This window comes from Polaromonas sp. Polasp52 (assembly GCF_059491565.1).
In genome coordinates this window covers 177,013-203,247 of sequence record NZ_CP168513.1, presented here as the reverse complement: position 1 = coordinate 203,247, position 26,235 = coordinate 177,013, and the positions used below count along the sequence as shown (strand labels likewise).

26 protein-coding genes are annotated in these 26,235 nt (G+C 65.2%); 18 read left to right on the top strand and 8 right to left on the bottom strand.

Features of this window, described 5'->3' with window-relative positions; all coding sequences use genetic code 11:
* Window positions 1–8 precede the first annotated feature (8 nt).
* The 3 genes from ACEN9P_RS01005 to ACEN9P_RS00995 all read left to right on the top strand — a co-directional run bounded on the left by ACEN9P_RS01005 (window position 9) and on the right by ACEN9P_RS00995 (window position 4,309).
* The gene (locus tag ACEN9P_RS01005) at window positions 9–1,010 is read left to right on the top strand and encodes a GlxA family transcriptional regulator (RefSeq protein ID WP_477661986.1); all 1,002 of its coding nucleotides are present in this window, start codon (window positions 9–11) and stop codon (window positions 1,008–1,010) included.
* A 78-nt stretch (window positions 1,011–1,088) separates the two neighbouring features.
* Window positions 1,089–3,215, top strand: a complete 2,127-nt coding sequence (locus tag ACEN9P_RS01000; RefSeq protein ID WP_477661987.1) for a TonB-dependent siderophore receptor — start codon at window positions 1,089–1,091, stop codon at window positions 3,213–3,215.
* A complete protein-coding gene (locus ACEN9P_RS00995) occupies window positions 3,215–4,309 on the top strand; it encodes a PepSY-associated TM helix domain-containing protein (RefSeq protein ID WP_495620841.1) in 1,095 nt (364 codons plus the stop codon). The genes ACEN9P_RS01000 and ACEN9P_RS00995 overlap by 1 nt, the downstream gene beginning before the upstream one ends.
* Here ACEN9P_RS00995 and ppsR read toward each other — a convergent pair.
* Complete coding sequence (gene ppsR / locus ACEN9P_RS00990; protein WP_074574924.1) at window positions 4,306–5,127, bottom strand: posphoenolpyruvate synthetase regulatory kinase/phosphorylase PpsR; 822 nt, start codon at window positions 5,125–5,127, stop codon at window positions 4,306–4,308. The two genes, ACEN9P_RS00995 and ppsR, sit on opposite strands and share 4 nt — an antisense overlap.
* 187 nt (window positions 5,128–5,314) lie before the next feature.
* Here ppsR and ppsA point away from each other — a divergent pair, with 187 nt between their 5' ends.
* From ppsA to dnaB, 10 genes are all read left to right on the top strand, one after another.
* Window positions 5,315–7,714, top strand: coding sequence for a phosphoenolpyruvate synthase (gene ppsA / locus ACEN9P_RS00985; RefSeq protein WP_477701199.1), 2,400 nt, complete (start codon window positions 5,315–5,317; stop codon window positions 7,712–7,714).
* Window positions 7,715–7,832: 118 nt separating this feature from the next.
* Window positions 7,833–8,129 (top strand): hypothetical protein, encoded by a 297-nt coding sequence (locus tag ACEN9P_RS00980; protein ID WP_477661990.1) that lies wholly within the window; start codon window positions 7,833–7,835, stop codon window positions 8,127–8,129.
* Window positions 8,126–8,749 (top strand): tetratricopeptide repeat protein, encoded by a 624-nt coding sequence (locus tag ACEN9P_RS00975; protein ID WP_477661991.1) that lies wholly within the window; start codon window positions 8,126–8,128, stop codon window positions 8,747–8,749. Before ACEN9P_RS00980 ends, ACEN9P_RS00975 begins: the two co-directional genes overlap by 4 nt.
* The gene (locus ACEN9P_RS00970) at window positions 8,736–8,993 is read left to right on the top strand and encodes a DUF4212 domain-containing protein (protein ID WP_477661992.1); all 258 of its coding nucleotides are present in this window, start codon (window positions 8,736–8,738) and stop codon (window positions 8,991–8,993) included. The genes ACEN9P_RS00975 and ACEN9P_RS00970 overlap by 14 nt, the downstream gene beginning before the upstream one ends.
* The gene (locus ACEN9P_RS00965) at window positions 8,994–11,102 is read left to right on the top strand and encodes a sodium:solute symporter family protein (RefSeq protein ID WP_477661993.1); all 2,109 of its coding nucleotides are present in this window, start codon (window positions 8,994–8,996) and stop codon (window positions 11,100–11,102) included. It begins immediately after the preceding gene.
* 262 nt (window positions 11,103–11,364) lie between these two features.
* Window positions 11,365–11,730, top strand: a complete 366-nt coding sequence (gene rpsF / locus ACEN9P_RS00960) for a 30S ribosomal protein S6 (protein ID WP_007871089.1) — start codon at window positions 11,365–11,367, stop codon at window positions 11,728–11,730.
* Window positions 11,731–11,790: 60 nt separating this feature from the next.
* The gene (priB, locus tag ACEN9P_RS00955; protein ID WP_477661994.1) at window positions 11,791–12,099 is read left to right on the top strand and encodes a primosomal replication protein N; all 309 of its coding nucleotides are present in this window, start codon (window positions 11,791–11,793) and stop codon (window positions 12,097–12,099) included.
* Window positions 12,100–12,109: 10 nt separating this feature from the next.
* Window positions 12,110–12,394 carry a 30S ribosomal protein S18 gene (rpsR, locus tag ACEN9P_RS00950; protein ID WP_007871078.1) on the top strand — a complete coding sequence of 95 codons (285 nt, stop codon included), beginning with the start codon at window positions 12,110–12,112 and terminating at the stop codon, window positions 12,392–12,394.
* Between the two features lie 11 nt (window positions 12,395–12,405).
* A complete protein-coding gene (rplI, locus tag ACEN9P_RS00945; protein WP_007871075.1) occupies window positions 12,406–12,858 on the top strand; it encodes a 50S ribosomal protein L9 in 453 nt (150 codons plus the stop codon).
* Window positions 12,859–13,039: 181 nt separating this feature from the next.
* Window positions 13,040–14,452, top strand: coding sequence for a replicative DNA helicase (gene dnaB, locus ACEN9P_RS00940; RefSeq protein WP_074574908.1), 1,413 nt, complete (start codon window positions 13,040–13,042; stop codon window positions 14,450–14,452).
* A 16-nt stretch (window positions 14,453–14,468) separates the two neighbouring features.
* Here the strand turns inward: dnaB and ACEN9P_RS00935 are convergent, their stop codons facing one another.
* Window positions 14,469–14,798: a hypothetical protein gene (locus tag ACEN9P_RS00935; protein ID WP_477701200.1), complete on the bottom strand. Its 330-nt coding sequence runs from the start codon at window positions 14,796–14,798 to the stop codon at window positions 14,469–14,471.
* Window positions 14,799–15,216: 418 nt separating this feature from the next.
* Between ACEN9P_RS00935 and ACEN9P_RS00930 the strand changes: the two genes are divergently transcribed.
* The 3 genes from ACEN9P_RS00930 (at window position 15,217) to ACEN9P_RS00920 (ending at window position 17,911) form a co-directional block, all read left to right on the top strand.
* Window positions 15,217–15,411 (top strand): hypothetical protein, encoded by a 195-nt coding sequence (locus ACEN9P_RS00930; protein ID WP_007871063.1) that lies wholly within the window; start codon window positions 15,217–15,219, stop codon window positions 15,409–15,411.
* A gap of 81 nt (window positions 15,412–15,492) precedes the next feature.
* Window positions 15,493–16,686, top strand: a complete 1,194-nt coding sequence (locus ACEN9P_RS00925; RefSeq protein WP_495620840.1) for a radical SAM protein — start codon at window positions 15,493–15,495, stop codon at window positions 16,684–16,686.
* Window positions 16,640–17,911, top strand: a complete 1,272-nt coding sequence (locus tag ACEN9P_RS00920) for an aKG-HExxH-type peptide beta-hydroxylase (RefSeq protein ID WP_495620839.1) — start codon at window positions 16,640–16,642, stop codon at window positions 17,909–17,911. Before ACEN9P_RS00925 ends, ACEN9P_RS00920 begins: the two co-directional genes overlap by 47 nt.
* A gap of 37 nt (window positions 17,912–17,948) precedes the next feature.
* On the opposite strand, the gene ACEN9P_RS00915 is transcribed toward ACEN9P_RS00920, so the two are convergent.
* On the bottom strand, window positions 17,949–18,182 hold the full coding sequence (locus ACEN9P_RS00915) for a hypothetical protein (protein ID WP_477661998.1): 234 nt from the start codon (window positions 18,180–18,182) through the stop codon (window positions 17,949–17,951).
* A gap of 36 nt (window positions 18,183–18,218) precedes the next feature.
* Complete coding sequence (locus tag ACEN9P_RS00910; protein WP_074574896.1) at window positions 18,219–18,815, bottom strand: 3'-5' exonuclease; 597 nt, start codon at window positions 18,813–18,815, stop codon at window positions 18,219–18,221.
* A 106-nt stretch (window positions 18,816–18,921) separates the two neighbouring features.
* Between ACEN9P_RS00910 and ACEN9P_RS00905 the strand changes: the two genes are divergently transcribed.
* Complete coding sequence (locus ACEN9P_RS00905) at window positions 18,922–19,176, top strand: hypothetical protein (protein ID WP_477661999.1); 255 nt, start codon at window positions 18,922–18,924, stop codon at window positions 19,174–19,176.
* Window positions 19,177–19,194: 18 nt separating this feature from the next.
* On the opposite strand, the gene ACEN9P_RS00900 is transcribed toward ACEN9P_RS00905, so the two are convergent.
* The 4 genes from ACEN9P_RS00900 to ACEN9P_RS00885 all read right to left on the bottom strand — a co-directional run bounded on the left by ACEN9P_RS00900 (window position 19,195) and on the right by ACEN9P_RS00885 (window position 24,892).
* Complete coding sequence (locus ACEN9P_RS00900; protein WP_477713342.1) at window positions 19,195–19,920, bottom strand: site-2 protease family protein; 726 nt, start codon at window positions 19,918–19,920, stop codon at window positions 19,195–19,197.
* A 13-nt stretch (window positions 19,921–19,933) separates the two neighbouring features.
* Window positions 19,934–20,920, bottom strand: coding sequence for a DUF2167 domain-containing protein (locus tag ACEN9P_RS00895; protein ID WP_495620838.1), 987 nt, complete (start codon window positions 20,918–20,920; stop codon window positions 19,934–19,936).
* A 104-nt stretch (window positions 20,921–21,024) separates the two neighbouring features.
* Window positions 21,025–24,141, bottom strand: coding sequence for an FAD-binding and (Fe-S)-binding domain-containing protein (locus tag ACEN9P_RS00890; protein WP_495620837.1), 3,117 nt, complete (start codon window positions 24,139–24,141; stop codon window positions 21,025–21,027).
* Window positions 24,142–24,193: 52 nt separating this feature from the next.
* Entirely contained in the window at window positions 24,194–24,892 is a 699-nt protein-coding gene (locus ACEN9P_RS00885; protein ID WP_477662003.1) for a GntR family transcriptional regulator, read from the bottom strand.
* Window positions 24,893–25,007: 115 nt separating this feature from the next.
* On the opposite strand from ACEN9P_RS00885, the gene ACEN9P_RS00880 reads away from it, so the two are divergent.
* The gene (locus ACEN9P_RS00880; RefSeq protein ID WP_477662004.1) at window positions 25,008–26,228 is read left to right on the top strand and encodes a pyridoxal-phosphate-dependent aminotransferase family protein; all 1,221 of its coding nucleotides are present in this window, start codon (window positions 25,008–25,010) and stop codon (window positions 26,226–26,228) included.
* Window positions 26,229–26,235: the final 7 nt, after the last annotated feature.

Genomic DNA, 26,235 nt, shown 5'->3' with positions numbered 1-26,235 from the left:
TTCAGTCAATGAGTGATTTCACCGTTCTGGTCCTGCCCGGGGCTTTTGCGGCCAGTGTCGCGGTCACGCTGGACGTGCTGCAGGCGGCGGCCACACTGGCGCCGCGCCTGAAGCTGGTGCGCCCCGGCTGGCGCGTGCTGTCGCCATCCGGCGGCGCCGTGCCCCTGAGTAGCGGCATGCGTTTGGATACCACGGCGCTGCCCAAACGCCGGCGTGCCGACACGTCGACCTGGATCATCCCGGGGCTGGGCCTGGACAACGCCCAGGCGGTCGCGGCCGGGCTGGCGGGCGCGGATGCACAGCGCGCCATCCAAGCCGTTACCGCTCACGCGGCGCGGGGCGGCCGTGTCGCGGCCTCCTGCTCGGCGGTGTTTTTGTTGCAGGCGGCAGGCCTGCTGGCCGGTCGCCGCGCCACGACCTCCTGGTGGATGGCGGCCGAGCTGCGGCGGCTGGAGCCGCGCTGCACCGTGGATGCCGACCGCATGGTCTGCGCCGACGGCCCCGTGAGCACGGCGGGCGCCGCTTTCGCACAGACGGACTTGATGCTTCACCTGCTGCGCACGCAGTTCGGCCCGGGGCTGGCCGACGCGGTGGGGCGCATCCTGCTGATAGACGGGCGGCAGGCGCAGGCGCCGTTTGTGCTGCCGGCCATGCTTTCCAACGGCAACGAGCTCGTGGCCCGGCTGATGGCGCGCATCGAATCGGCCCTGCCGCATCCGCCCAGCGTGCAGGCGTTGGCCGGCGAGTTCGCGATGTCGCAGCGAACCCTGTCGCGGCGCGTGCGCGAGGCCACGGGCCGGAGCACGCTGGCGCTGGTGCAAAGCGTGCGCCTCAACCGCGCCCGCATGTTGATCGAGTCCAGCCGCATGAGCATAGAACAGGTGGCCGGACAGGTGGGTTATGAGGACGCGACGGCCTTGCGGCGGCTGATGCGCAAATCAGCGGGCGCCAATCCCAGTCGCTACCGGTCGGCGGCAAACCCGCACGCGAGCAGGCCCGGCCTTTTATAATCCGCATTGAAGCCAGCCAAGGGGCGCGTCCGCCGCGCCCAGCCAGCCAATCGAGTTCCTCAACTTGTCTGCTGGCTTATGCAATCCCACTCTCCTTCTTCTTTTCCTTCCCGTTTTTCCCTCGCACCGCTGGCCGCCGCTATGGCCTTGCTGGGCGCCACGCCCGTTCATGCGCAAGACGCCTCGCCGGACGCGGCAAGCGCCGGCTCGCTCGGCACGGTCACCGTCAGCAGCGAACGCCAGGGCAGTTTCACCTCCAACACTGTGCAGGTCGGCACTTTCCGCGATCAGAGCCCGCTGGACGTGCCGCTCACCAGCAACGTCATCACTCGCGAGGTGATAGACGCCCAGGGCCAGCGCACGCTGTACGGCGCGCTGCGCAACACCGCGGGCGTCACGCGCTCGCAGCTCAACGGCTCGGCCTACGACAACGTCGCGATCCGCGGCATCCTGGTGGAAAACCGCGGCAACTACCGCCTCAACGGCTCGTTGCCCATCATCAACCTGGTCGATGTGCCGCTGGAGAACAAGGAACGCGTGGAGGTGCTCAAGGGCGCGTCCTCGCTGTATTACGGCTTTGTACCGCCTTCGGGCATCGTCAACTATGTGACCAAGCGAGCCGGCGCGACGCCGGTGACCAGCCTGTCGACCTCGCTGAACCAGTACGGCGCGGTGGACCTGCACGCCGACATAGGCCGGCGCTTCGGCCCGGACAACAACACGGGCCTGCGCATCAACGCCGCGGCCGGGCATGAGGATATCGGCATCGACAATTTTTCGGGCAAGCGGCAGATGCTGTCGGCCGCGCTGGACGTCAAGGTGTCGCCTTCGGTCAACCTCAAGTTCGACGCCGAGTACTACAAAAAAGACTCCTCCGAGCAGGCCGGCATCACCCTGCCCACCGCGGTGAACGGCGTGATCACCTTGCCGCGCCTCACGGGCAACAAGGTCAACCTGGCCGGCGAATGGCAGCGCTATGTGGCCGACGCCACCAATCTGCTGGCGCGCGCCGACGTGGCGCTGAGCGACGACTGGTCGGCCATTTTTGAGCTGGGCCAGGCGCGCAACAACCGCGACCGGCGCTTTTCACAGTTCAACCTCACCAATGCGGTCACCGGCGCGGGCACCCTGACCGTGAGCCAGCAGGACGGCCAGGAATATGAGAACAACAACTTTCGCACCGAACTGAGCGGGCGCGTCGCCACCGGCAGCATCGCGCACGAGCTGTCCATAGGCTACACCGGCAATGAGCGCAAGCAGGACAGCCGCAATTCGCCGACGCTGACTTTCGCGCAAAACCTCTACAACCCGGTGCTGATCCCGTACACGCCGCGCACCGCCGCCAATGCGAGCGCACCGTCCAAGATCACCGATAACGGCCTTTATGTGTTCGACCGCATCGTGCTGTCCGAACAATGGCAGTTCATGGCCGGTGCGCGGCGCTCCGACTACACCAGCGTGACCACCACCACACGCTATGAAGCCCAGAAAACCAGCCCCTCGGTTTCGGTGATGTACAAGCCGACGGCGCGCACGTCCGTCTACGCGAGCTACATCGAGGGCATGGAGGAAAGCGGCACGGCGCCGGCCAACCGCGCGAACGCGGGCGAGGTCCTCGCACCCTCGCTGAACAAGCAGGTCGAGCTCGGTATCAAGGCCGAAGTGGCCCAGGGCCTGCTGCTGCAGGCGGCCTACTTTGACGTGAAGCGCCCGTCCACCACCGTCGACGCGGCCAACCGTTTTGTGCTGGGCGGCGAGGCCGAGTACAAGGGCTTTGAATTCGCCGCCTCGGGCGAGATCAACAAACAATGGTCGGTCGTGGCCTCGGCCCTGGTGATGAACCCCAAGATCACCAAGACCACGGTGGCGGCCGAACTCGACAAGACGCCCGAAAACGCGCCCAAGCTGACTTACAGCGTATTCGGTGAATACCGCGTGCCCTCGGTGCCCGGCCTCGCGCTCAACGCCGGCTGGTATTTCACCGGCAAGCGCCCGGTCAACAACGCCAACCAGGCCTATATCGACGGTGCCGGCACCTTGTCGCTGGGCGCGCGCTACCGCACCAAACTCTTCGGCACTAACACCACCCTGCAGGCCAACCTGGACAACGCCACCGACAAGGTCTACTGGAGCACGGCCGGCAACGGCCTGCTGGGCGTGGGCGCGCCGCGCACGCTGCGCGTCGCCGCGAAGTTTGACTTCTGATGGGGCTGCGCACATCGCGGCCGGTGCTGCTCAAGCTGCATCGCTGGCTGGGGCTGACGGCCGGCCTGCTGTTGATGCTCAACGCTTTTACCGGCTCGCTGATGCTGGGCGCGCGGCCGCTGGACCGCGTGCTCAATGCACAGCTCTTCGAGGTGAAGCCTGCGGGCCAGCCGGTGCCGCTGGAGGCAATTCGCCAGGTGCTGGTGGCCGACTACGGTGGAAAGGCGCGTTTCACCATCCGACCTCCGCGCGAGCCTGAAGAGTCCATCCTGGTCTATGTGGCCGGCGACGGCTGGCAGGGCCAGGCTTATTACGACTCCTACAGCGGCCGCAAGCTGGGCGCGCGCGAAGAACACGAGGGTTTTGCCAACGCGCTGTTTGAGTTCCATTCGGCGCTGCTTGCCGGCGACACGGGCAAGACCGTGCTGGCCTTCAACACCGTGACCATGCTGGCGATGCTGGTCACCGGCGTGCTGCTGTGGTGGCCGGCCCGGAGCTGGCGCGGCGCGTTTTCCGTCAGCCTCAAAGGCGGTTTGCTGCGCGGGCTGTTCGATTTGCACCGGGTGGGCGGTGCGATGCTGGGCGCCTGGGTGCTGGCATGTGTGCTGACCGGCACCTGGATGGCCTGGCGGCCGGTCTCGCAGTGGGTGACCCAGCTGGCGGGGCAAAAGCAGGTGCTGCCGCCCGCCGTCAAACCCGGCGCCCCATCGGGGCGGGCCGCCACGGCCGATGAGATGGTGGCCGCCGCCAACGCCGCCTTGCCCGGCGGCATTGTGGGTTATGTCGGCCTGCCGGCCAAGCCCACGGCGCCGGTGCGCATACGCAAGAAGCTGGACGACGACCCGCATCCCAACGGCCTGTCCTCGGTCTGGCTGCACCCGCTGAGCGGCGAGGTGATACGCGTGGACCGCTGGAGTGATCTGGACCTCGGCGCGCGTTCCTATGCCTGGATTTACCCGCTGCACGCCGGCAAGCTGGCCGGCGTGATCGGGGTGCTGGCCACGGCGGCGGGCGGCTTTTTGCTGTTCGGTTTTGGTGTCAGCGGCACCTGGCTGTGGTGGCTGCGCTGGCGTATGCGGGCCGGAAAGGGCTAATACTCCAGCCGTTCCGGCCGGATTTCCTGCAGGATGGTGGTCGAAATCTCTTCGATCGACTTGGTGGTGGTCGAGAGCCAGCGTATGCCTTCGCGCCGCATCATGGCCTCAGCCTCGTGGATTTCGTCGCGGCAGTTCTCCAGGCTCGCGTATTTCGAGTTGGGCCGGCGTTCGTTGCGGATCTGGCTCAGGCGTTCCGGCGCGATGGTCAGGCCGAAGATCTTCTTGCGGTGCGGCACCAGCGCCGGCGGCAGCTGGCGGCGCTCGAAATCTTCCGGGATCAGCGGGTAATTGGAGGCCTTGAGGCCGTATTGCATGGCCAGGTAGAGCGAGGTCGGCGTCTTGCCGCTGCGGCTCACGCCCACCAGGATCACGTCCGAGTTCTCCAGGTCGCGGTTACTCTGGCCGTCGTCGTGCGCCAGCGAGAAATTGATGGCCTCGATGCGGTCGTCGTATTCCTTGCTCTTGGAGGCATCCGAAAACCGGCCCACCCGGTGGTTGGACTTGATGCCCAGTTCGCCCTCCAGGGGCGCGACGAACATGCCGAACATGTCCAGCAGCATGCCGTTGCAGTGGGTCTTGATGACGGCCAGGATTTCCATGTTGACCAGCGTGGTAAAGACGATGGGACGCTTGCCCTCGACTTCGGCCGTGTGGTTGATCTGCCGTATCGCCTGGTGGGCCTTGTCCACGCTGTCGATAAAGGGCAGGCGGACGTGGCGCGGCTTGAACTCGAATTGGGCCAGGATGGCGTTACCAAAGGTTTCCGCGGTGATGCCGGTGCCGTCGGAGATGAAAAACACGGTGCGTTGGGACATGGTGGGTGTTTGGCTGATTGAAAGCTGGGTGAAAGGCTGACGCGGCACATCCGGCGGCGGGCCCCTACAATTGGGCCAATTATCCAGTTTGCCACGCTATGCCCCGCCACAACCCCCTAGAACAACAACAAGGTTGCCTGCCGCGCATGGCGAATTCCCCGGTTTTTAAACCTCCCGGAGTATTTTCATGTCCAAGCTGTTTGAGGCGACCGCCCTGGTCGTACCGTTTGAAAACCTGAGGATGACAGACGTCGAGGCCGTTGGCGGCAAAAACGCCAGCCTCGGCGAGATGATCTCGCAACTGCCCACCGGCCCCGAGGGCGTGCGGGTGCCCACCGGATTCGCCACCACGGCCCACGCTTTTCGCGTGTTCCTGGCCCACGACGGGCTGGACAAAAAAATCAACGGCGTGCTGGACGCGCTCAACACCGACGACGTGCGCGCCCTGGCCGACGCCGGCGCCAAAATCCGCGCCTTGGTCGAAGCCCAGCCTTTTCCGGCCGACCTCGAAAAAGCCGTGCGCGACAGCTTTGCCGTTCTGAGCGCCGGCAACGCCCAGGCCAGCTTCGCGGTGCGCTCCTCGGCCACCGCCGAGGATCTGCCCGACGCGTCGTTTGCCGGCCAGCAGGAAACCTTTTTGAACGTGGTCGGCATCGAGGACGTGCTGCACAAGATGAAAGAGGTGTTCGCCTCGCTCTACAACGACCGCGCCATCAGCTACCGCGTGCACCAGGGTTTTGCCCATTCCGACGTGGCGCTGTCCGCCGGCATCCAGCGCATGGTGCGCAGCGACAAGGGCGCGGCCGGCGTGATGTTCACCATAGACACCGAAAGCGGCTTTGAGGACGTGGTCTTCATCACCTCCAGCTACGGCCTGGGTGAAACCGTGGTGCAGGGCGCCGTCAATCCCGACGAGTTCTACGTGCACAAGCCCATGCTCAAAGCCGGCAAGCGCGCCGTGATCCGCCGCAACCTGGGCTCCAAGCTGCTGCAAATGGAGTTCGCCACGCCGGAAGAGAAAAAAGCCGGCGGCAAGCTGGTCAAGACCACCGACGTGCCGACGGAGCTGCGCAACCGCTATTCGCTGACCGACGACGACGTCGAGCAACTGGCCCGCTATGCGCTCATCATCGAGGCGCATTACGGCCGCCCCATGGACATCGAATGGGGCAAGGACGGCACCGACGGCCTGCTTTACATCCTGCAGGCCCGCCCCGAGACGGTGAAGAGCCAGGCCAAGGGCAAGGCCGAGCAGCGCTACAAGCTCAAGGGCACCGGCACGGTGCTGGCCGAGGGCAGGGCCATCGGCCAGAAAATCGGCACCGGCCCGGTGCGCATCGTGCACGACATCAAGGACATGGACCAGGTGCAGGCCGGCGACATCCTCGTCACCGACATGACCGACCCGAACTGGGAGCCGGTGATGAAGCGCGCCAGCGCCATTGTCACCAACCGTGGCGGGCGCACCTGCCACGCGGCCATCATCGCGCGCGAGCTGGGCATTCCGGCCGTGGTCGGCTGTGGCGACGCTACCGAGACGCTGAAAGACGGCATGCTGGTGACGGTGAGCTGCGCCGAAGGCGACACCGGCAACATCTATGACGGCCTGCTCGAAACCGAGGTGACCGAGGTGCAGCGCGGCACCATGCCGCCCATAAACCTCAAGATCATGATGAACGTGGGCAACCCGCAGCTGGCCTTCGACTTCTGCCAGATGCCCAACCACGGCGTGGGCCTGGCGCGGCTGGAGTTCATCATCAACAACAACATCGGTGTGCACCCCAAGGCCATCCTCGAGTACCCCAACATCGACGCCGACCTGAAAAAAGCCGTGGAAAGCGTGGCCCGCGGCCATGCCTCGCCGCGCGCCTTCTACGTCGACAAGGTGGCCGAAGGCATCGCCACCATAGGCGCGGCCTTCTGGCCCAAGCCGGTGATCGTGCGCCTGTCGGACTTCAAGTCCAATGAGTACCGCAAGCTGATAGGCGGCTCGCGCTACGAGCCCGAGGAAGAAAACCCCATGCTGGGCTTCCGCGGCGCGGCGCGCTACCTGAGCCCCGACTTCGCCGAGGCCTTCGCGATGGAGTGCGAGGCGCTCAAGCGCGTGCGCAACGACATGGGCCTGAGCAACGTCGAGGTCATGGTGCCCTTTGTGCGCACCCTGGGCCAGGCCAAGGCCGTGACCGAGCTGCTGGCCAAACACGGCCTCAAGCGCGGCGAGCAGGGCCTGAAGATCATCATGATGTGCGAGGTGCCCAGCAATGCGGTGCTGGCTGACCAGTTCCTCGAGTACTTCGACGGCTTCTCGATTGGCTCCAACGACCTGACCCAGCTCACGCTGGGCCTGGACCGCGACTCGGGCCTGGACATCCTGGCCAAGGACTTCGACGAACGCGACCCGGCCGTCAAGGCGCTGCTGGGCCAAGCCATCGCCGCCTGCAAGCGTGCCAACAAATACGTCGGCATCTGTGGCCAGGGCCCCAGCGACCATCCCGACTTCGCCCTGTGGCTCAAGGAGCAGGGCATAGGCTCCATCTCGCTGAACCCCGATACGGTGATGGACACCTGGAAACAGCTGGCCGGCTGAGCCAGGCCCACCGCGCCCACCGAGGGAAAACCCCCGGTGGGCGGTGCCCCCGTGGTAAGCAATTGGCAAGTCCTCCGATGACAATCGGAGGCACTGCCTTACTTGTCTGCCCCCAGCCATGCTTGCCGTCGCCACCACCGCCAAACTGCTAGCTGAAATTGCGCTGCTCGCGCTGGCCGGCCAATGGGTGCTGGGGATGCTGGCCGGTGCCGGGCGCAGCGGTAACCCGTTTTACCGCCTGCTGGAACTGCTGGGCCGGCCCTGGGTGAGGGCGGCGCGCTGGATCGCCCCACCCGTGGTGCTGGACCGCCACCTGCCTTTGGTGGCCTTCCTGGTGCTGGCGCTGGTCTGGCTTGCGGCGGCCGTCACAAAAGTCCGCATCTGCCTGGAAATCGGGGTGGCGTTGTGCAAATGAGCCTGCCGCTTGCACCCGCCCTGCAGTACCACTTGCTGAAAGCGCAGGCCTTGCTGCTGCTCGCGGCGGGCAAGCGCGCGGCCGCCTTGCCGAAGTTCGCGCGGATGCTGCGCCTGCGGCCGGCCGACCCTTACGCTCTGGCCAGCCGTGGCCATGTGCAGGCGCAGCTGCAGCTTACGCAGGAGGCGATTGACAGCCTGCGGCAACTGACCGGCGCCTGGCCGCAGCAGGCCGCGGGATGGTTCAACCTGGGCTATGTATTGCAGCAGGCCGGGCGCCATGAGGAGGCTGGCCCCGCCTTCGAGCGCGCGCTGGCGCTGGATCCGCGTCTGGACCGGGCCTGGTACGGCCTGGCGCTGGTGTGTATCCACCAGCAACGCTGGCAGGAGGCCGCCCAGGCGCTGGAGCGCAACACCACGCTGCAGCCGCTGGGGCCGTATGGCTGGTACCGGCTCGCGCAGGTCTGGCTGGCGCTGGGCGAGCCGGGCAAGGCATGCAAGGTCATCGCCCACCTGCGCCGTTTCGAGCCGCGCGTGGCCGCGCAGCTGGAACGCGAAAACGCCGCGGCGTTGCAGGCGGGCAGGGTAGCCACCGGTGAGGCGCGCCATGCAACCCGGTGACAGCCACCGCCGCTACTGGCGCAAAAACCTCGCGGTGACGGCCTTGCTGCTGCTGCTCTGGTTCAGCGTGACCTTCGGTGTCAGCTACTTCGCGCGCGCGCTGAATTTCCGGTTCTTTGGCTGGCCTTTCAGTTTCTGGGTGGGCGCGCAGGGCGCCCTGCTGGTGTACTGCCTGATCATCGGCTTTTATGCCTGGTACATGAACCGGCTCGACATCGAACACGACGTGGCGGACGGGGACTAGATGGCCGGCTTCTTCGGTTCCCGCGACGGGGTCATGCTGTCCAGCCAGCAGTTCAAGGCGCAGCTCAACCGCGTCTACCGCTGGTACACCGTGGGCCTGGTGGTATTTGTGCTCATCCTCGCGGGCCTGGAGCGCATGGGCCTGCCGCGCCTGTGGATAGGCACGGCATTTTTGCTGGCCACCATAGGGCTGTACGCGGGCATAGGCATCATGAGCCGCACCACCGACGCCGGCGAATACTATGTGGCGGGCCGGCGCGTGCCGGCGGTCTACAACGGCATGGCCACCGGCGCCGACTGGATGTCGGCCGCCTCCTTCATCGGCCTGGCCGGCACGCTTTACCTCACGGGCTACAGCGGCCTGGCCTTCATCATGGGCTGGACCGGCGGCTATTGCCTGGTGGCGCTGGTGCTGGCGCCTTACCTGCGCAAGTTCGGCCAGTTCACCATTCCCGACTTCCTGGGGGAGCGCTATGGCAAGCTGCCGCGCCTGCTCGGTGTGGGCGCGGCCATCCTGTGTTCCTTCACCTACCTGGTCGCGCAGATTTACGGTGTGGGCCTGATCACCTCCTACCTGACCGGCATTGCCTTCGAACTGGGCATTTTCCTGGGCCTGGGCGGCATCCTGGTGTGCTCCTTCCTGGGCGGCATGCGCGCCGTGACCTGGACGCAGGTGGCCCAGTACATCATCCTGGTGGTGGCCTACCTGATCCCGGTGGTGTGGCTGTCGGTCAAGCAGACCGGTGTTCCGGTGCCGCAGCTGGTTTACGGCTTGCAGCTCGAGAAAGTCAGCGCCAAGGAAAAAGAGCTGGCTGCGGATCCCAAGGAGTTGCAGGTGCGTGAGCTGTTCCGGCAGCGCTCCGAGGCGCTGTCCGGCAAGCTGGCCCACCCGGCCGAGGCGCTGGCCGCCGACAAGCTGGCCGCCGCCAAACGCATGGAGCAGCTCAAGGGCGGCAATGCCTCGGTGGCCGAAATCACCTCGGCGGCCAAGACCCTGGCTGCCATGCCCAGGGACGAGGCGGCGGCCGTCAAGGCCTGGACGGCGGCCAAAGCCGCAGCCGAGGTCAAGACCCAGCCGCTCAACGGCATGCCCGCCCATGCTGCGCAGTTCTCGGGCGACCCCGAGGGCACGCCCCGGGAGCAGGAGGCCTACGACACCTCGCGCCGCAATTTCCTGGCCCTGGTGTTCTGCCTCATGGTGGGCACGGCCGCCTTGCCGCATATCCTGATGCGCTACTACACGGTGCCCAGCGTGCGGGAGGCGCGGCAGTCGGTCACCTGGTCGCTGTTTTTCATCTTTTTGCTGTATTTCACGGCGCCGGCCCTGGCCGTTCTGGTGAAGTACGAAGTCTTCACCGTGCTGGTCGGCACGCGTTTTGACCAGCTGCCGTCCTGGGTCGGCGCCTGGAGCCGGGTGGACGCCAGCCTGCTGTCGGTGGCCGACATCAACCGCGACAACATCCTGCAGCTCAACGAAATGACCATAGGCGGCGACATCATCGTGCTGCTCACGCCCGAGCTGGCGGGCCTGCCCTATGTCATTTCGGGCCTGGTGGCGGCCGGCGGCCTGGCCGCCGCGCTGTCGACCGCCGACGGCCTGCTGCTGACGATCGCCAACGCGCTGGGCCATGACCTCTATTACAAGATGATCGACCCCAACGCCTCCACCGTGAGCCGGGTCACGGTGTCCAAGATCCTGCTGCTCATCGTGGCCCTGCTGGCGGCCTATGTGGCGGCGCAAAAGCCGGCGGACATCCTGTTCCTGGTGTCGGCGGCGTTTTCCTTCGCCGCCGCCTCCTTTTTCCCGGCGCTGAGCCTGGGCATCTTCTGGAAGCGCGCCAACGGCGCAGGCGCCGTCCTTGGCATGATGTCGGGCCTGGGCGTGACGTCTTACTACATGTTCACCAACCAGCCCTGGCTGCGCGCCACCTTCGGCATCAGTTCGCCGGTGCAGCTGTGGTGGGGCATAGACCCGATTTCGGCCGGCCTGTTCGGCGTGCCTGTGGGTTTTGCCGTGATGGTGCTGGTGAGCCTGCTCACCCCGGCGCCCAGCCAAAAAATCCAGGAGTTGGTCGAATACATCCGCTACCCGGACCTAAAACGCCTCTAAAACACGGCCGGGGCGGTTATTCGAGGGTTTTTCGGCGGTTTTAGGGCTTTCCCCCAAAAAATGGGCAGAGCCTGCCTGATCCCCCTATCCGTACCAGCATGAGCCGTGGAACCGGCTTTGCCGGGCCACAGGCGGGCGGCCCCCTCGGGGGCAGGGAGCTACACAAAGTGAGCGACCGTGGGGGCATGCTATACTCTTGGGCTTCGCCTTGCTGCACCCTTAACGACGCTGGGGCAGCTTTAATCAACCACAAGGAGAGTTTATGCGTCACTATGAGATCGTCTTGCTGATCCACCCGGATCAAAGCGAGCAAGTCCCAGCCATGCTGGAACGTTACAAGGGCATGATCACCGCCGGCGGCGGAAAAGTGCACCGTGTTGAAGACTGGGGCCGCCGCCAGCTGGTGTACCTGATCCAGAAGCTCGCGAAAGCCCACTACCTCTGCATCAACATCGAAGCCAGCCAGGCCGTGATGGAAGAAATCGAACACGCGTTCAAGTTCAACGATGCCGTGCTGCGCCACCTGACCGTGGTCAAGAAAAAGGCCGAAACCGGCCCATCCCTCATGATGCGCAACGTCGAGAGGGAAGAAGCCCGTAAAGCCCAACAGCAGGAGTATGCGGCTTAATTGCCACCATGCTGTTGAACGCCTCGCTGCCGCGCAGCTGCCACTGAGCAAAAGCCCGCAGTGAACCACGTTGAACTGACCGCCTGTATCGCCGAGGCAAGTCCTCTTCGCTACACGCCCGCTGGAATCCCCGCCGCCAATTTCGTCCTCGAACACGAGTCCGAAGTTGTCGAGGCCGGAATCACCAGACAGGTCAAATTGACGGTCAGGGCGGTTGCCTTCGGAGCGCTGGCTGAGCAATCAGCCAAGTCACCCTTAGGCCAGCCCTTCAGGTTCACCGGTTTCCTCATCAATGCGCGCACCAGCAAAGGTGTTGTTTTCCATATTCAAGCTCTTCACAAGGTAGAGCAAGTACCGAACCCCATTTAAGGAGTCCATCATGGCCGGACCAAAACGTTTCAACAAAGACAAGCGCCCCAAGCGCAATACCCAATCCCTGCTGTTCAAGCGCAAGCGTTTTTGCCGCTTCACAGCCGCTGGCGTTGAAGAAATCGACTACAAGGACATCGACACCCTGCGCGATTTCGTTGCCGAAAACGGAAAAATCATCCCCGCGCGCCTGACCGGCACGCGCGCGATTTTCCAGCGCCAGATCAACACCGCCGTCAAGCGCGCTCGCTTCCTCGCGATGCTGCCTTACAGCGACCAGCACCGTACCCTGTAAGGAGCGCGACCATGCAAATCATTCTGCTCGACAAAGTCGTGAACCTCGGTAACCTCGGCGAAATCGTCAAGGTCAAAGACGGCTACGCACGCAACTTCCTGATCCCTTCGGGCCGCGCACGCCGCGCCACGGAAGCCAACAAGGCCGAATTCGAAGCCAAGCGCGTCGAACTCGAAAAGGCTGCGGCCGCCAAGCTGGCCGAAATGCAAGCCCAGGGCGAAAAGCTGAGCGGCACCACCGTCAAGCTCACGCAAAAAGCCGGTGTGGACGGCCGCCTGTTCGGCTCCGTCACCAACCACGATATCTCGGCCGAGCTGACCAAGCAGGGTTTCCCCGTGCTGAAGTCGCAAATCCGCATGCCCAACGGCCCGCTGAAGATCGTCGGCGACCATGCCGTGACCGTGGCCCTGCACACCGATGTGGCTGTGGACATCACCGTGACCGTGTACGGCGAAACCGCTTAAGCGCTTTTTCCCTTCACGAAAAAAGCCGCTCGCCGAGCGGCTTTTTTCATGCCCGGCCGCATCCCCCGGCTGTGCACACCTTCCCGGTCCATTTCCACCCGATTTCCCCCGGTTATCCACAGCCTTATCCCGCGGTGTTTTGCGCCCACGGCGTACCATTCACCCTCTCCCAAGGAAACCCATGTCCGCCGTACTTTCCACCTATGACGATCCCGGCTACAGCCCCGACCGCCAGATCGCCCAGCTGCGCATTCCGCCGCATTCCATCGAGGGTGAATCCAGCGTGCTGGGCGGCCTGCTGCTCGACAACGGCGCCTGGGACCGGGTGGGCGACCTGCTGGTCGACGAGGATTTCTACCGCTCCGAGCACAAGCTGATCTTTGCCGCCGTGGGCGCACTCATCAACGCGAACAAGCCGGCTGACATCATCACGGTCTACGAATACCTGCAGAACCAGGGCAAGGCCGACGAAGTAGGGGGCCTGAGCTACCTCAATTCGCTCGCGCAATACGTGCCCAGCGCAGCCAATATCCGCCGCTACGCCGAGATCGTGCGCGAGCGCTCCATCCTGCGCAAGCTGGTGTCGGCGTCCGACGAAATCGCCACCAACGCCTTCAACCCGCAGGGCAAGGACGTCGCCACCATCCTCGACGAAGCCGAGCAGAAGATCTTCAAGATCGGCGAGCAGGGCTCGCGCATGAAGGAAGGCTTCCAGAGCATGGACACGCTGGTCGTGAGCCTGCTGGACCGCGTGACCGAGATGGCTGAGAACCCGCAGGACGTCACCGGCGTACCCACGGGCTTCAGGGATTTTGACCATATGACGTCAGGCCTGCAGGCCGGCGACCTGATCGTCCTGGCGGCGCGCCCCTCCATGGGCAAGACCGCGCTGGCCATCAACATCGCCGAACACGTCGCGCTCAATGAAGGCCTGCCGGTGGCGGTGTTTTCCATGGAAATGGGTGCATCCCAGCTCGCCGTGCGTATCGTCGGCTCCATAGGCCGCATCGACCAGACCCATTTGCGCACAGGCGCCCTGACCGACGAGGAGTGGCCGCGCCTGACCGAAGCGATTGAAAAGCTGCGCACCGTCTCGCTGCACATCGATGAAACGCCGGGACTGACCGTGAGCGAGCTGCGCGCCAATGCCCGGCGCCTGGCCCGCCAGTGCGGCAAGCTGGGCCTGATCGTGGTCGACTACCTGCAGCTCATGAGCGTCTCCGGCGGCATGGCCGAAGAAAACCGCGCCACCGCCGTCGGTGAAATCTCGCGCGGCCTGAAGATGCTGGCCAAGGAACTGCAGTGCCCGGTCATTGCGCTGTCGCAGCTCAGCCGCGGCGTCGAGTCGCGCACCGACAAGCGCCCCATGATGAGCGACCTGCGCGAGTCCGGTGCCATCGAGCAGGACGCCGACATCATCATGTTCATCTACCGCGACGAGTACTACACCAAGGAGGCCTGCAAGGAGCCCGGTGTGGCCGAGGTCATCATCAGCAAGCAGCGTAACGGCCCCACCGGCACGGTGAAGCTGGCCTTCATCAACCGCATCACCAAGTTCGAGAGCCTGGCTCACGGCGCGTCCGGGGACTTCTAGCCATCGGAGCGAGGGCTCAGGGCGCAACGCCCGCGTCGGCAGGCGTGCGCCTTTTTTTGCGTATGACCGTCACCGCTCCGGCGACATTCGCCGCTGCCGGGGCTTGCACCGGCCTGGCGGCGAACAGGTGCTCGGCGCTGCTGATGGCGGCATCGACGTCGCCGCGGTTCAGCCGCTGAACCACGGACCCATTGACCTGCAAGTAGGCACCGTCGCGCGCAATGGCCAGAAAACCGAACTCCATACCGCGGTGCACGGTTCCGATCACGCGGTAGCAGTCCACCGGCGGAATGGCCCAAGGAGCCCTCAGGATTTTGTGCAGGCGGACCGTCAGGCGTTCATCCATACGGCTTTCTCCCTTGTTTGTTCTGGTCTCGGATGGCATCGAACCCGCCGGCCGAAGCCGGAGTGCGGCGCCGGGATGCGATGGTGTTTGTTGATGGCGCTTTCTGGCATCGTTCTCCCCCTCCTCGAAAACTTCGCTGGCGGCTTGCCGAACTCTTGTGAAGACGTTGAAAGGTATTCGAGTTCGCCAGGGGAGGCCGCGCGAATTGTCTGTGCGCGGTAGATGTTTGTCGGATTTCCCGAATCCGGCCTGCTTTGGCCTGTTCTTTGCCGCTCGGACTGGCTAGCATCCGCCGGGACGGCAAGGTTGATCCGCGTTCGTCTGGAAGCAGGGCTTGTTCCGTCCGGTTGTCTCGCGGGCACCCGAACCGTCACTTGAAGTGGAAGTTTTCAACTAACCAACCTACAAGGAAAATCCTATGCCTACCACCTCGAATAACGCGGAAGCCCACACCTTGTCGCGTAACCTGACGTCCAATTTCAAGGGCGACGTGAATTCGCTCAACCAGAAGGTCGTCGAAGGCCGCATCCTGGAAACCGCCATCGCCCAGCTTGCGGGCCGGCCCGGTTTCAATCCGGCGGCGATCAGCATCGTGTTCGGCCTGAAGTGGTAACAGCCGGCTAGCCGCCGCGGGGCGCGCGTATATTTTTTCGCGCGCCCCGTTCCGGCTCCGGTCCTTTACTCGCCTGTTCCCATGTTTCGTTCGGCCATCATCAAGCTGACCGCGGTGTGCGACATCGATTGCAGCTACTGCTACATGTTCAACCAGGCGGACCGCACGTTCGAGCGCATGCCGGCACGCATGGCATTGCCCACGGCCTTGCGCCTGCTGGACCGCATCTGCGACTACCACCCTCGGGGTGAACCCGAGCCCTTCTCCATCGTCCTGCATGGCGGCGAACCCATGCTCTGGCCCGATGCCAGTTTTGCCGAACTGCTTTCGCAGATTGCGCGGCGCCGCGAACAGGGCTGGAATCTCGACGTCGCGGTACAGACCAACCTGGTGCAGCCGATCGCCCCGCAACTGCTTGCCCTTTTTCGCGAACACGGCGTGTCGCTGGGCGTCAGCCTGGACGGCCCGCGCGAGGTGAACGATGCCGCGCGCGTGGACAAGCTCGGCCGCGGCACCTATGCGCGTGTCATGGCCAACGTCGAGCGCATGCTGGCGGGCGGCGACGGCGGTTTGATAGGCGGCTTTCTGGCCGTGGCCAACCCTTCGCTGCCTCCGGCGGAGTTCCTCGCCTGGGTGCGCAGCCTGCCGGTTTCCAAGGTCGACGTGTTGTGGCCCATCGAATTCAACTGGCGCCATCCTCCGTGGCCGCTGGGGGCGTCAAAGGCCTATGCCGCCGCGCCGCGTTACGGCGCCTGGTATGCCGACCTGTTTCGCGCCTGGTGGGCGCTGGACGATCCGGGCATCACCATCCGGCTCTTCAACAACCTGCTTCACGTCGCGCTGGGAGGGCAGGGCCATATCGACGCCCTGGTGAACGACAGCCACAACATGTTCGTCGTCAATACCGACGGCAGCTACGAATACCCCGACTACCTGCGTGTGGCCGCAGACGGCTCGGCTGGCACATCTTTCCACATAGCCACGGACGGCATCGCCGCGCTGGCCGGCGACCCGCTGTTCGCGCGGCTCCTCGACCTGCGCGCCGAACTTCCGCTGAAATGCTCCGGCTGCCGCCACCGCCTGATCTGCGGCGGCGGCTTCCTTCCCGGCCGCAGCGATGTGAAGGGCGGCATCACGCCGCGCGAGTCCGTGCTGTGCGCGGACCAGATGTATTTTTTTGACGCCGCGCTCGGCCTTATCGAATCTTCCTTTCAACCGCGAGGTAGCCATGCCCACAATGACCCGAAAAATGCCGCCGCAGGCAGCCAAGCCTGAATTGCAGTGCGCCGACTTTGTCGAGCTGGCCTTGATGCCGGACGCCGTGATCACGGCCGACCTGGTCCATGAATCCGCCGCAGGCCGCCTGGACGACTTTCTGGCCCTGGCCGAGATCGTTCGGGCTTCACCGGCGCTGGCCGCGCATCGCGAGCGCTGGGAACAAGCGGTGCTCGACCTGCAGGCCCTGCTGCCGCATGAGCGCACCGCCATCGGCTCCTCGCCTTTGTACCGCCGCTGGCTGCATGCGATCGGGCGCGCGCTGATCGCCGGCGCACCGCTGCCGGCGGTCGAGCCCTTGCTCGCGTCGGTTGCCAACTATGTGCCGGGTTTCACCGAGATGTCACCGCGCAGCAGGGTGCTGATGTCACGCGGCGGCCGCATCGAGACCTGGGATTGCGCCGGCAGCGTCGAACTGCCGGCCGGCCATGCCGACGGCGCCTGGTTATGCCGGCGTAAAGGCGCGTGGGTCCACCTGAGCCGGCCGTCCTCGGGCGGCCAGACCCTGAGTTCCTGTCTTGCCGCGCCGCAGGCCCTGCTGCCGCGGTCCCACATCGTGGTCCGCAACGATCTGCCGGGCCTGCGGGTGTCGCTTGACGAGACCCGCACACCCGAGCGCGGCAGCACCGTGCGCGAACAGGAAACCGACGCGCGCGAACGCTCCTATCCGCAGGGCCGCTATCGCCCCATCGTGGAGGCGGCGCAGGCCCTTTTGTCGGCCTGGCCCGAGGAGTACGAGGACTGGCGTTGCATGATGCGCGTGGTGGTGCCGCGCCTGCCGCCGCCGGGCTGGCAGATGGAAGGGTTCACGATCTCCTCCATGCAGGGGGCGGCATGGATACACCCGTCCGATACCTTGCGTACCCTCGAAAGCCTGGTCCACGAGCACAGCCACGTCAAGCTGCGTTATGTCGAGGAAGCCGTTCCGCTGCTGCAGCCCGTGCAGACCGGCGCGCGCTTTCCGGTCGGCTGGCGCACCGACCCGCGCCCGGTGGTCGGCATCTTCGAGGGGGTGTATGTACACCTGCACTGCGTCATGGCGCTGGTCCGCTACCTGCAGGCCCCTTACCTGGATGCCGCGGCGCGGCGCGAGCTTGCAAGCCGGCTGGATGAATTGCGGGCACAGGCGCGCGAAGGGCTCGAACTGCTGCGCGCGCACGCGCGTTTTACCGCGGCGGGCCAAGGCTTTCTGCGCTGGGCCGGGGCTGCCTTGCAGGGCCGCTAAGCCGCCGCCCCCCGGGCGGTGTTGGAGAAGATGCGCCTCAGCGCACGCACTCAAAGCCGTACTGGCCCTCAGCCGGCTTGGTGATCAAGCGGGCGTGCCGGCCACCGCGCTTCTGGCATTCGGTTTCGGCGATCTCCGTGGCATCGGGCAGCTGTGAAGGGCGGCCTTTGACGATGATCAGCTTTTCGCTGTTGCTCAGCAGTTCGGCGGCACAGCCGGAGAGCAGGGCGCCGGCCAGCAGCAGCGAAGACAGCACGTAGGTGTTTTTCATGAGAATTTCCTTGATGGGGTTAATGTAAAGCTTGCGTCAATCCAGCCCCAGCGCCCGGTACACCCGCAGCGCCCCATAGGCGTCATTGGCCGCGTAAATGATTTGCGCCTCCGTGAGCCTTTCATTGGCCCAGTTGGAGGTGGCCGCTTTCTTGGACTTGAGGAAGCGCTTGTTGAACATCACGGCCACGGCGCCGCGCACGCCCATGTCCTTGCGGTAGCCGCGCTCGCGGAACACCACGTTGAGGTCCAGCACACCCTGCAGGTCCGTGCCCAGCTTGCGGATGATGCGGCGCTGGTCGTCGCCCAGGCCGAAGCCGGCCTTGATCACGGCGGGTGAGCTCAGCACCAGGCCTACGGCGCGCCGGCATTCGGCGTCTTCAAGCTGGAAGATCCAGGCCTTGTGAAGTGTCGCGAGCTGCACGATGTGCGGCCCATCCGAGGCCTCATTTTTGGCGAAGGTGGGTTTGGACTCGGTATCAAAGCCCAGCACGGTGGCGCCGGTCAGGTCCTTGAGGGCCTGGGCTGCCCGCTCGGCTGTGGACACGACTTCGATCTGGTCCAGGCCCAGCCGCTCGAAGGGCTCGAGCAGCGCGATTTCTTCTTTACCGGGGGTGGGATGGCGCTCGGTCATAGGGATCCATGCGAAAAGGGCGTTCAAAAAAAACAGGAATCGGCAGGGCTAGAGCTTACAGTCGGGGTAGGGCGCCATTTCGGGCAACCCGTTTCCTGACTTCACCATGGCCGCACAAAGCATCACTACCGAGCATTACAAGCTCTTTCCGTCGCCGCGTAACCGGCACCGCACGATTTTCCTGCACCAGGTGTTTGTGCCGCACTCCTACATGCTGATCGACATGGAAAGCTACCAGCTCAAAGGCAAATACAGCCTGTTCGGCGCTTGCCGGCTGGCCGACATGCGCATGGGCCAGCTGGTCACGCTGGAGCTGGCCGAAGACGAAGCCAGCTTCAACGCCAGGTTCGTGCCGGACTGAAGCGCCCGCCACACGCGCCTAACGAACGGCGCCCACGCCGCGCAGCATTTCATGCACGTCGTGCGTCATCACGGCCAGGAAGCCCGCCAGCGCCAGGTAATAAAAACCATATTCGAAACGTGTGGCCGCGCTGACCGCGTAATAGGTCTGGGCCTCCTCGCTGTCCGATTTGTAGCGTATGGCCTTGAGCAGCTGCGGCGCGGCCAGCAGCGCCATCAGGATCAGCATGGGGCTGGGCCGCCAGAAGAACAGCGCCACCAGCACCGGCACCCCCAGCAGCCAGATGCGCGGCGACAGCACCGCGGTAATGCGCCCGCCGTCAAACGGTGACAGCGGGATCAGGTTGAAGAGGTTCAGGAAGAAGCCGGAATAGGCGATGGCGAGCAGCAGGTTGCTGTCCTGGTCGCGCGCCAGGAAGTAGCAGGCCAGTGCGCCCACCGTGCCCAGCAGCGGGCCGCCCAGGCCCACATAGGCCTCGGTTTCCGCGTCATGCGGCATGTCCTTGAGTTCCACCCAGGCGCCCACAAAGGGGATGAAGGTGGGCGCGCCCACATTGAGGCCACGCTGGCGGGCGGCGATGTAGTGGCCCATCTCATGCACGAACAGCAGCAGCACAAAGCCCACCGCATAACGCCAGCCGAACAGCAGCGCATAGGCGAACACCGACACCAGCATGCTGCCGCCGGTCAGCAGCAGCTTGCCGAACTTGGCGCCCGTGAAAAGCAGCAACAGGAGCTTGGCCATGCCGCTTCGCTGCTCAGGCTTTGGGTGGCGCGGGCGGCACGTCCGGTGCGCCGCCGCCGAACGCGGCGGGCACGGTGTCCTGCTCGGCCCGGCTGACCGCCGGCATAGGCGCAGGCACAGGGGCCGGTTTGCGCTTGAAGTACTTCACGAACACCGTGCCCAAACCCGCCAGGGCCAGGACGATCACCTTCGCGAACTTGGCGAAAAACAGCGCAATCACCGCGAAGAAGCCCAGTTTTTTCGCGGCCACACCCAGCACCAGCGCGGCCAGCCCGTATTCGGCCACCTTGTCGGTCTTGGAATTGAAGTCGGCGTAGCGCTTGCCCTGGTCGTACTGCAGGGCCGCCAGCAGCTCCGCCGCCGCGGGCTTGTCCTTGGGCAGGTCGGCCAGCGCCGTGACCAGGTTCATGCTGAAGTAACCTTCGCGGCCCAGCGCGTAGGTGTTGTAGTTCACGCCCTGCGCCGCACCTGCGGGCGCGCCGCGGTCCTTGCTGGACATGGCCCAGACCAGGCGGTGGGTGGCGGCGCTGTAGGCCGGTTTTTCAGCCCAGCCCACGATCTCGATTTCAGGGAAACCCATTTTTTTGCGATCGGCATTCGAGGCCTCGGTGCCTTCGCGGTAGCTTTTGAGCAGCTCGTCCGCGTTCCAGTCCTTGGCGTCGTCGTCCTTCACATAGCCGGCCGCCTCGAAGCGCACCGTCATGAACCAGCTGTCGCCCGTGGCCGGGAACACCAGGCCCTGCAGCCGCGAGTCGGTGCCCGGGTTGCCCATGGCGTTGAGCAGCTTGCCCGCCTGGGGCTGCGGCACAAAGATGCGGCCGGCGGGCAGCTTGAGCACGGCCTGGCTCGCCAGCGCGATGTCCTGCGGCCCTTCCTTGGCGGCGGCGCGGCCCTCGGCCCAGATCTTTTCGCTTTCTTCTTTCGACAGGGTCTGCGCCATGGCGGCGGCGCAGGACAGACAGACAGCCAGCGCGCAGATGCGCATCCACAAACGGTTCATGAAAGCCCTCCTTGTTGGAATAATTTGCGGGCTATTCTGACATGCTCCTGCGCGGCGGCCGGGAAGCGGCCCGAAAGTGCCCGGGACGCGCTAGGGGACGAGACCTAAGCCTGCAACTGCCGCGCCAGCAGCACCGCCACGTGGATGGCCTCGCGCTGCGCCCCGTCCTTGATCTGGTGGCGGCAGCTGGTGCCGTCGGCCACCACGATGGCATCGGGCTGCTTGCGCACCGCCGGCAACAGGCTCAGCTCGGCCATCTGCATCGATACCTCATAGTGGCCGGCCTCGTAGCCGAAGCTGCCGGCCATGCCGCAGCAGCTGGACTCGATCAGTTCGGGCTGCGCGCCCGGGATCAGCCTCAGCACGTCCAGGATGGGGCTGACCGCGCCAAAGGCTTTCTGGTGGCAATGGCCGTGCAACAGAATGGGCTGGTCCGCGGGCTTGAGCCGGCCCTTGAGCGTCTCGAGCAAGCCGTCCGCCGCCTCGCGCGCCAGGAATTCTTCCAGCAGCAGCGCATGGCGGCTGATGGTTTGCGCCGCCTCGCCCAGGCCCATCACCAGCATCTCGTCGCGCAGCGTCAGCAGGCAGGAGGGCTCCAGGCCGACGATGGCGATGCCGCGTTCGGCAAAGGGCAGCAGGGCACCCACCACCTCGCGCGCCTTGGCCTTGGCCTTGTCGACCATGCCGCCGGCCAGGTAGGTCCGGCCGCAGCACAGGCTTTTGCCGTCGGCCGTGGTTTTGGCCGCCACATGCACCGTGTAGCCGGCCGCCTGCAGCACCGTGAGCGCGGCCAGCGCGTTTTCCGATTCGAAATAGCCGTTGAAGGTGTCCACGAACAACACCACGGGCCTGGCGGCGGCCAGCACCTCTTCGCGGCTCGCGGTGTGGAGACGGCCCTGCGGCGCGGCGCCGGCTTCAGCCTGTGCGCCCAGCCGCTTCCAGAAGGTGTTGCTGTGCCACTGCGGCAGCGTGCGGCGCGCCGACAGGCCCAGCAGCTTTTCACTCCAGCCCGCCAGGCCCGGCACCTTGTCGCGCAGGTTGAGCAGCGGCGCAAAGCGGCTGGCCCAGTGCGCGTAATCGGGCAGGTGGGCGACCAGCCGGTCTTTCAGCGTATAGCCGTGTTTGGCCTTGTAGTGGTGCAAAAACTCCACCTTCATCTTGGCCATGTCCACGCCGGTGGGGCAATCGCGCTTGCAGCCCTTGCAGCCCACGCACAAGTCCATGGCCTCCTGCACGGCCTCGCTCGTAAAGGCATCTTCTGCTTTTAAACCGTCCAGCTGGCCCGACAGCGCCAGGCGCAAGGTGTTGGCGCGCCCGCGTGTCAAATGTTTTTCGTCGCGTGTCGCGCGGTAGCTGGGGCACATGGTGCCGGCATCAAACTTTCTGCAGTGGCCGTTGTTGTTGCACATCTCCACGGCCTTGGCAAAACCCTGGGCCGGGTCGCCGCCCGTACCCGGCTCGCTGGTCTGCTCGGTCACCGGGTCGTTCTGCACGTTCCAGGCGCTCCAGTCCAGCGCAGTCTTGATCGGTATCACCTTGTAGCTGGGCGGAAAGCGCATCAGCCGCGTGTCGCCCATCTTGGGCGGGTTGATGATGCGGTTCGGGCTCAGCAGGTTCAGCGGGTCCAGGTAATTCTTAATTTGCGCAAAAGCCTCGTTGATCTTGGGGCCGAACTGCCACTCAATCCACTCGCCGCGGCACAGGCCGTCGCCGTGCTCGCCGCTGTAGGCGCCCTTGTAGTGGCGCACCAGGGCAGAGGCCTCCTCGGCAATCGCGCGCATCTTGGCGCCGCCCTCGCGCCGCATGTCCAGGATGGGCCGTACATGCAGCGTGCCGACAGAGGCGTGGGCATACCAGGTACCCTTGCTGCCGTACTTGCGGAACACCTGCGTCAGCGCATCGGTGTACTCGGCCAGGTGCTCCAGCGGCACGGCGCAGTCCTCGATAAAGCTGACCGGCTTGCCGTCGCCCTTGAGGCTCATCATGATGTTCAGGCCGGCCTTGCGCACTTCCCAGAGGTTTTTCTGCGGCGCGTCGTCCATCATCTCGACGACCGAGCCGGGCAGGCCCAGGTCGCCCATGAGCTCGACCAGCTGGCGCATCTTGGGCGCCAGCTCGGCCTTGGAGTTGCCCGAGAACTCCACCAGCAAAATCGCGTCGGGCTGGCCGATGAGCGCGGTGCGCACCGTGGGTGCGAAGGCCGGGTTTTGCAGCGAGAGCTCGATCATGGTGCGGTCCACCAGCTCGACCGCGCTCAGCGTGCCGTCGCCGCCCAGCTTCACGATGTGCTGGGCCGTGTCCATGGCCTTGTAGAAGGTCGGGAAGTTCACCACGCCCAGCACCTTGGTGCGCGGCAGTTCGGCCAGGCGCAGCGTGAGCGATTTTGTCAGTGCCAGCGTGCCTTCGCTGCCCACCAGCAGGTGGGCCAGGTTCACCGAGCCGTCCTGGGTATAGGGCTTCTCGTTCTGGTTGTTGAAGATGTCCAGGTTGTAGCCGGCCACGCGGCGCAGCACCTTGGGCCAGTGGGCCTCAAGCTCAGGCCGCAGCTGGTCCGACAGTGCTTTCACATAGTCGCCTAACTCGCGCGCGGCGCCGCCGGCCGTGTCGTAGCGCCCCAGCTCCAGCAGGCTGCCGTCGGAGCGCCAGGCGCTGGCGCCCAGCACGTTGTGCACCATGTTGCCATAGGCGATGCTGCGGCTGCCGCAGGAGTTGTTGCCCGCCATACCGCCGAGCGTGGCCTGCGCACTGGTGGACACATCCACCGGGTACCAGAGGCCGTGCTGCTTGAGCGAGGCGTTCAGGTGGTCCAGCACGATGCCCGGCTGGACTTCGGCCGTGCGCTCGCCCGGGTTCACATCCAGGATGTTGCGCAGGTGCTTGGCATGGTCTATCACCAGGCCCGCGCCCACCGTCTGCCCGCACTGGCTGGTGCCGCCGCCGCGCGGGACGATGGGCACCTGCAGGTCGCGGCAGATGTCCAGCGCGGTTTTGACGTCGGCATCGGTGCGCGGCACAAACACGCCCACGGGCGTGACCTGGTAGATGGACGCATCGGTGGCATAGCGCCCGCGGTCCGCCGGCGAGAACAGCACCTCGCCCTGGGTTTCGGCGGCCAGGCGCGCGGCCAGCCGGCCGGCAACTTCGTTGCTGACGCGGGCCACGTCGTCATAGGCCTGGGCCGTGGCCTCGCGGCTGATCTTGAGGGGGAGGGGAGCGTTCATCGCGGCTTTTCGCCTTTGGGTGGGGGACTGTTAGGGAGGAGACGGGCCGGGCTCAGGCCTTGGCGCCGCTCTTGCTGTGCGTGGCGTTGATGGCGCGCAGCTGCTGCACCACCACATCGCGCTTGCTGGTCAGGTGGCGCAGCAATACGTTGCGCATGGCCGCGCCGTCGCGCGCTTGCAGGGCTTCGATCATCAGTTCGTGTTCCTTCACGGCCGCTTTCCATTTCTCCTCGTCCTGGTTGGAGCGAAAACGCAGCGCCTGCAGCCGCGCATTGACCTGCGCATAGGTGCTGGCCAGCACCGGGTTCTTGGCCGCCGCGTTGATGGCGCTGTGGATGGCGGCATTGAGCCGGTAGTAATTGGGCAGGTCGCGGCGCGTGTAGGCGGCCAGCATCTCGAAATGCATGGCCTTGATTTCCGCCAGCTCGGCCTCGGTGATGCGTTCGGCGGCCAGTTCGCCCGACTGCGCTTCCAGTCCGGCCATCACCTCGAAGGTGTTGAGCACGTCGGTTTCGGTCAGTTCCACCGCGATCGCGCCGCGGTTCGGCAGCAGCTCCACCAGGCCCTCGGCGGCCAGCATCTTGATGGCTTCGCGCAGCGGCGTGCGCGAGACGTTGAGCACCTCGCTGAGTTCGCGCTCATTGAGCTTGGCGCCGGGCTGGATGCGGTTTTCCACCAGCATCTGGCGCAGTCGGTGCGCCACCTGTTCATGCAGGGCGGCGCGCGGGATGGGGATGATTTCAGCAGCCATGGACAAATTTTGTATGCAAAATTTACCCCTGTCAAATCAATGTGTAGTCCTTTGATGACTTGACAAATGAATTTTGTATGCAAAAAATAGGGGCTTACTTCAGGAGCAGACCGCCATGTTGACGCTTGACTTTCATCCCACGGGACGTCATTTTTTGCAGATTCCCGGCCCTTCGCCGGTGCCGGACCGCATCCTGCGGGCCATGAGCCTGCCCACCATAGACCACCGGGGCCCCGAATTCGCCGCGCTGGGCCTGAAGGTCCTGGCCGACATCCGCAAGATCTTCCAGACCAAACAACCCGTCATCATCTACCCGGCCTCCGGCACCGGCGCCTGGGAAGCGGCGCTCTCCAACACCCTGAACCCCGGCGACCACGTGCTGATGTATGAAACCGGCCATTTCGCCGCGCTGTGGCAAAAGCTGGCCGCGCGCCTGGGCCTGAAGACCGAAGTCATTTCTTACCCGGGCGCCGATATCTGGCGCCACGGCGTGCAGGCCGCCCTGATTGAAGAGCGCCTCAAAGCCGACACCCAGCACAGCATCAAGGCCGTCTGCGTGGTGCACAACGAAACCTCCACCGGCGTCACCAGCAACATCGCGGCCGTGCGCAAGGCCATGGACGCGGCCAAACACCCGGCGCTGCTGCTGGTCGACACCATCTCGGGCCTGGCCTCGGCCGACTACCGCCACGACGAGTGGGGCGTGGACGTCAGCATCAGCGGCTCGCAAAAAGGCCTGATGCTGCCGCCCGGCATCAGCTTCAACGCCGTTTCCGCCAAGGCCCTCGAAGCCAGCAAAAAGGCTACGCTGCCCAAGGCCTTCTGGGCCTGGGACGAAATCATCGAGATGAACAAGACCGGCTACTGGCCGTCCACCCCCAACACCAACCTGCTGTACGCGCTCAGCGAAGCCTGCGACATGCTGCTCGAGCACGGCCTGGAAGCCGTGTTCGCGCGCCACCAGCGCTGGGCCGTCGGCGTGCGCGCGGCGGTCAAGGCCTGGGGCCTGCAGATCCAGTGCGCCGACCCGGCCGTGTATTCGCCGGTGCTGACCGGGGTGATGACGCCTGAAGGCGTGGATGCCGATGCGGTGCGCAAGATCATTTACGAGCGCTTCGACTGCTCGCTGGGCACCGGCCTGGGCAAGGTCAAGGGCCGCATGTTCCGCATCGGCCACCTGGGCGACTGCAACGACCTCACGCTCATGGCGGCCCTGTCGGGCTGTGAAATGGGCTTGAAACTTGCTGGTGTCAAGCTCGCGGGTTCGGGCGTGCAGGCCGCCATGGACCATTTCTCCAGCCATGCGGCCGTGGTGCCGCAGCGCAAGGCGGCCTGAGAGCCGT

Coding starts and splice junctions, on each gene's coding strand:
- ACEN9P_RS00995 (WP_495620841.1), top strand. CDS start 3,215: ATGGGGCTGCGCACATCGCGGCCGGTGCTGCTCAAGCTGCATCGCTGG.
- ppsA (WP_477701199.1), top strand. CDS start 5,315: ATGTCCAAGCTGTTTGAGGCGACCGCCCTGGTCGTACCGTTTGAAAAC.
- rplI (WP_007871075.1), top strand. CDS start 12,406: ATGCAAATCATTCTGCTCGACAAAGTCGTGAACCTCGGTAACCTCGGC.
- dnaB (WP_074574908.1), top strand. CDS start 13,040: ATGTCCGCCGTACTTTCCACCTATGACGATCCCGGCTACAGCCCCGAC.
- ACEN9P_RS00905 (WP_477661999.1), top strand. CDS start 18,922: ATGGCCGCACAAAGCATCACTACCGAGCATTACAAGCTCTTTCCGTCG.
- ACEN9P_RS00930 (WP_007871063.1), top strand. CDS start 15,217: ATGCCTACCACCTCGAATAACGCGGAAGCCCACACCTTGTCGCGTAAC.
- ACEN9P_RS00895 (WP_495620838.1), bottom strand. CDS start 20,920: ATGAACCGTTTGTGGATGCGCATCTGCGCGCTGGCTGTCTGTCTGTCC.
- ACEN9P_RS00975 (WP_477661991.1), top strand. CDS start 8,126: ATGAGCCTGCCGCTTGCACCCGCCCTGCAGTACCACTTGCTGAAAGCG.
- ACEN9P_RS01000 (WP_477661987.1), top strand. CDS start 1,089: ATGCAATCCCACTCTCCTTCTTCTTTTCCTTCCCGTTTTTCCCTCGCA.
- ACEN9P_RS00880 (WP_477662004.1), top strand. CDS start 25,008: ATGTTGACGCTTGACTTTCATCCCACGGGACGTCATTTTTTGCAGATT.
- rpsF (WP_007871089.1), top strand. CDS start 11,365: ATGCGTCACTATGAGATCGTCTTGCTGATCCACCCGGATCAAAGCGAG.
- ACEN9P_RS00885 (WP_477662003.1), bottom strand. CDS start 24,892: ATGGCTGCTGAAATCATCCCCATCCCGCGCGCCGCCCTGCATGAACAG.
- ACEN9P_RS00910 (WP_074574896.1), bottom strand. CDS start 18,815: ATGACCGAGCGCCATCCCACCCCCGGTAAAGAAGAAATCGCGCTGCTC.
- ACEN9P_RS00915 (WP_477661998.1), bottom strand. CDS start 18,182: ATGAAAAACACCTACGTGCTGTCTTCGCTGCTGCTGGCCGGCGCCCTG.
- ACEN9P_RS00900 (WP_477713342.1), bottom strand. CDS start 19,920: ATGGCCAAGCTCCTGTTGCTGCTTTTCACGGGCGCCAAGTTCGGCAAG.
- ACEN9P_RS00935 (WP_477701200.1), bottom strand. CDS start 14,798: ATGGATGAACGCCTGACGGTCCGCCTGCACAAAATCCTGAGGGCTCCT.
- ACEN9P_RS01005 (WP_477661986.1), top strand. CDS start 9: ATGAGTGATTTCACCGTTCTGGTCCTGCCCGGGGCTTTTGCGGCCAGT.
- ppsR (WP_074574924.1), bottom strand. CDS start 5,127: ATGTCCCAACGCACCGTGTTTTTCATCTCCGACGGCACCGGCATCACC.
- ACEN9P_RS00920 (WP_495620839.1), top strand. CDS start 16,640: ATGCCCACAATGACCCGAAAAATGCCGCCGCAGGCAGCCAAGCCTGAA.
- ACEN9P_RS00980 (WP_477661990.1), top strand. CDS start 7,833: ATGCTTGCCGTCGCCACCACCGCCAAACTGCTAGCTGAAATTGCGCTG.
- ACEN9P_RS00970 (WP_477661992.1), top strand. CDS start 8,736: ATGCAACCCGGTGACAGCCACCGCCGCTACTGGCGCAAAAACCTCGCG.
- ACEN9P_RS00965 (WP_477661993.1), top strand. CDS start 8,994: ATGGCCGGCTTCTTCGGTTCCCGCGACGGGGTCATGCTGTCCAGCCAG.
- rpsR (WP_007871078.1), top strand. CDS start 12,110: ATGGCCGGACCAAAACGTTTCAACAAAGACAAGCGCCCCAAGCGCAAT.
- ACEN9P_RS00925 (WP_495620840.1), top strand. CDS start 15,493: ATGTTTCGTTCGGCCATCATCAAGCTGACCGCGGTGTGCGACATCGAT.
- ACEN9P_RS00890 (WP_495620837.1), bottom strand. CDS start 24,141: ATGAACGCTCCCCTCCCCCTCAAGATCAGCCGCGAGGCCACGGCCCAG.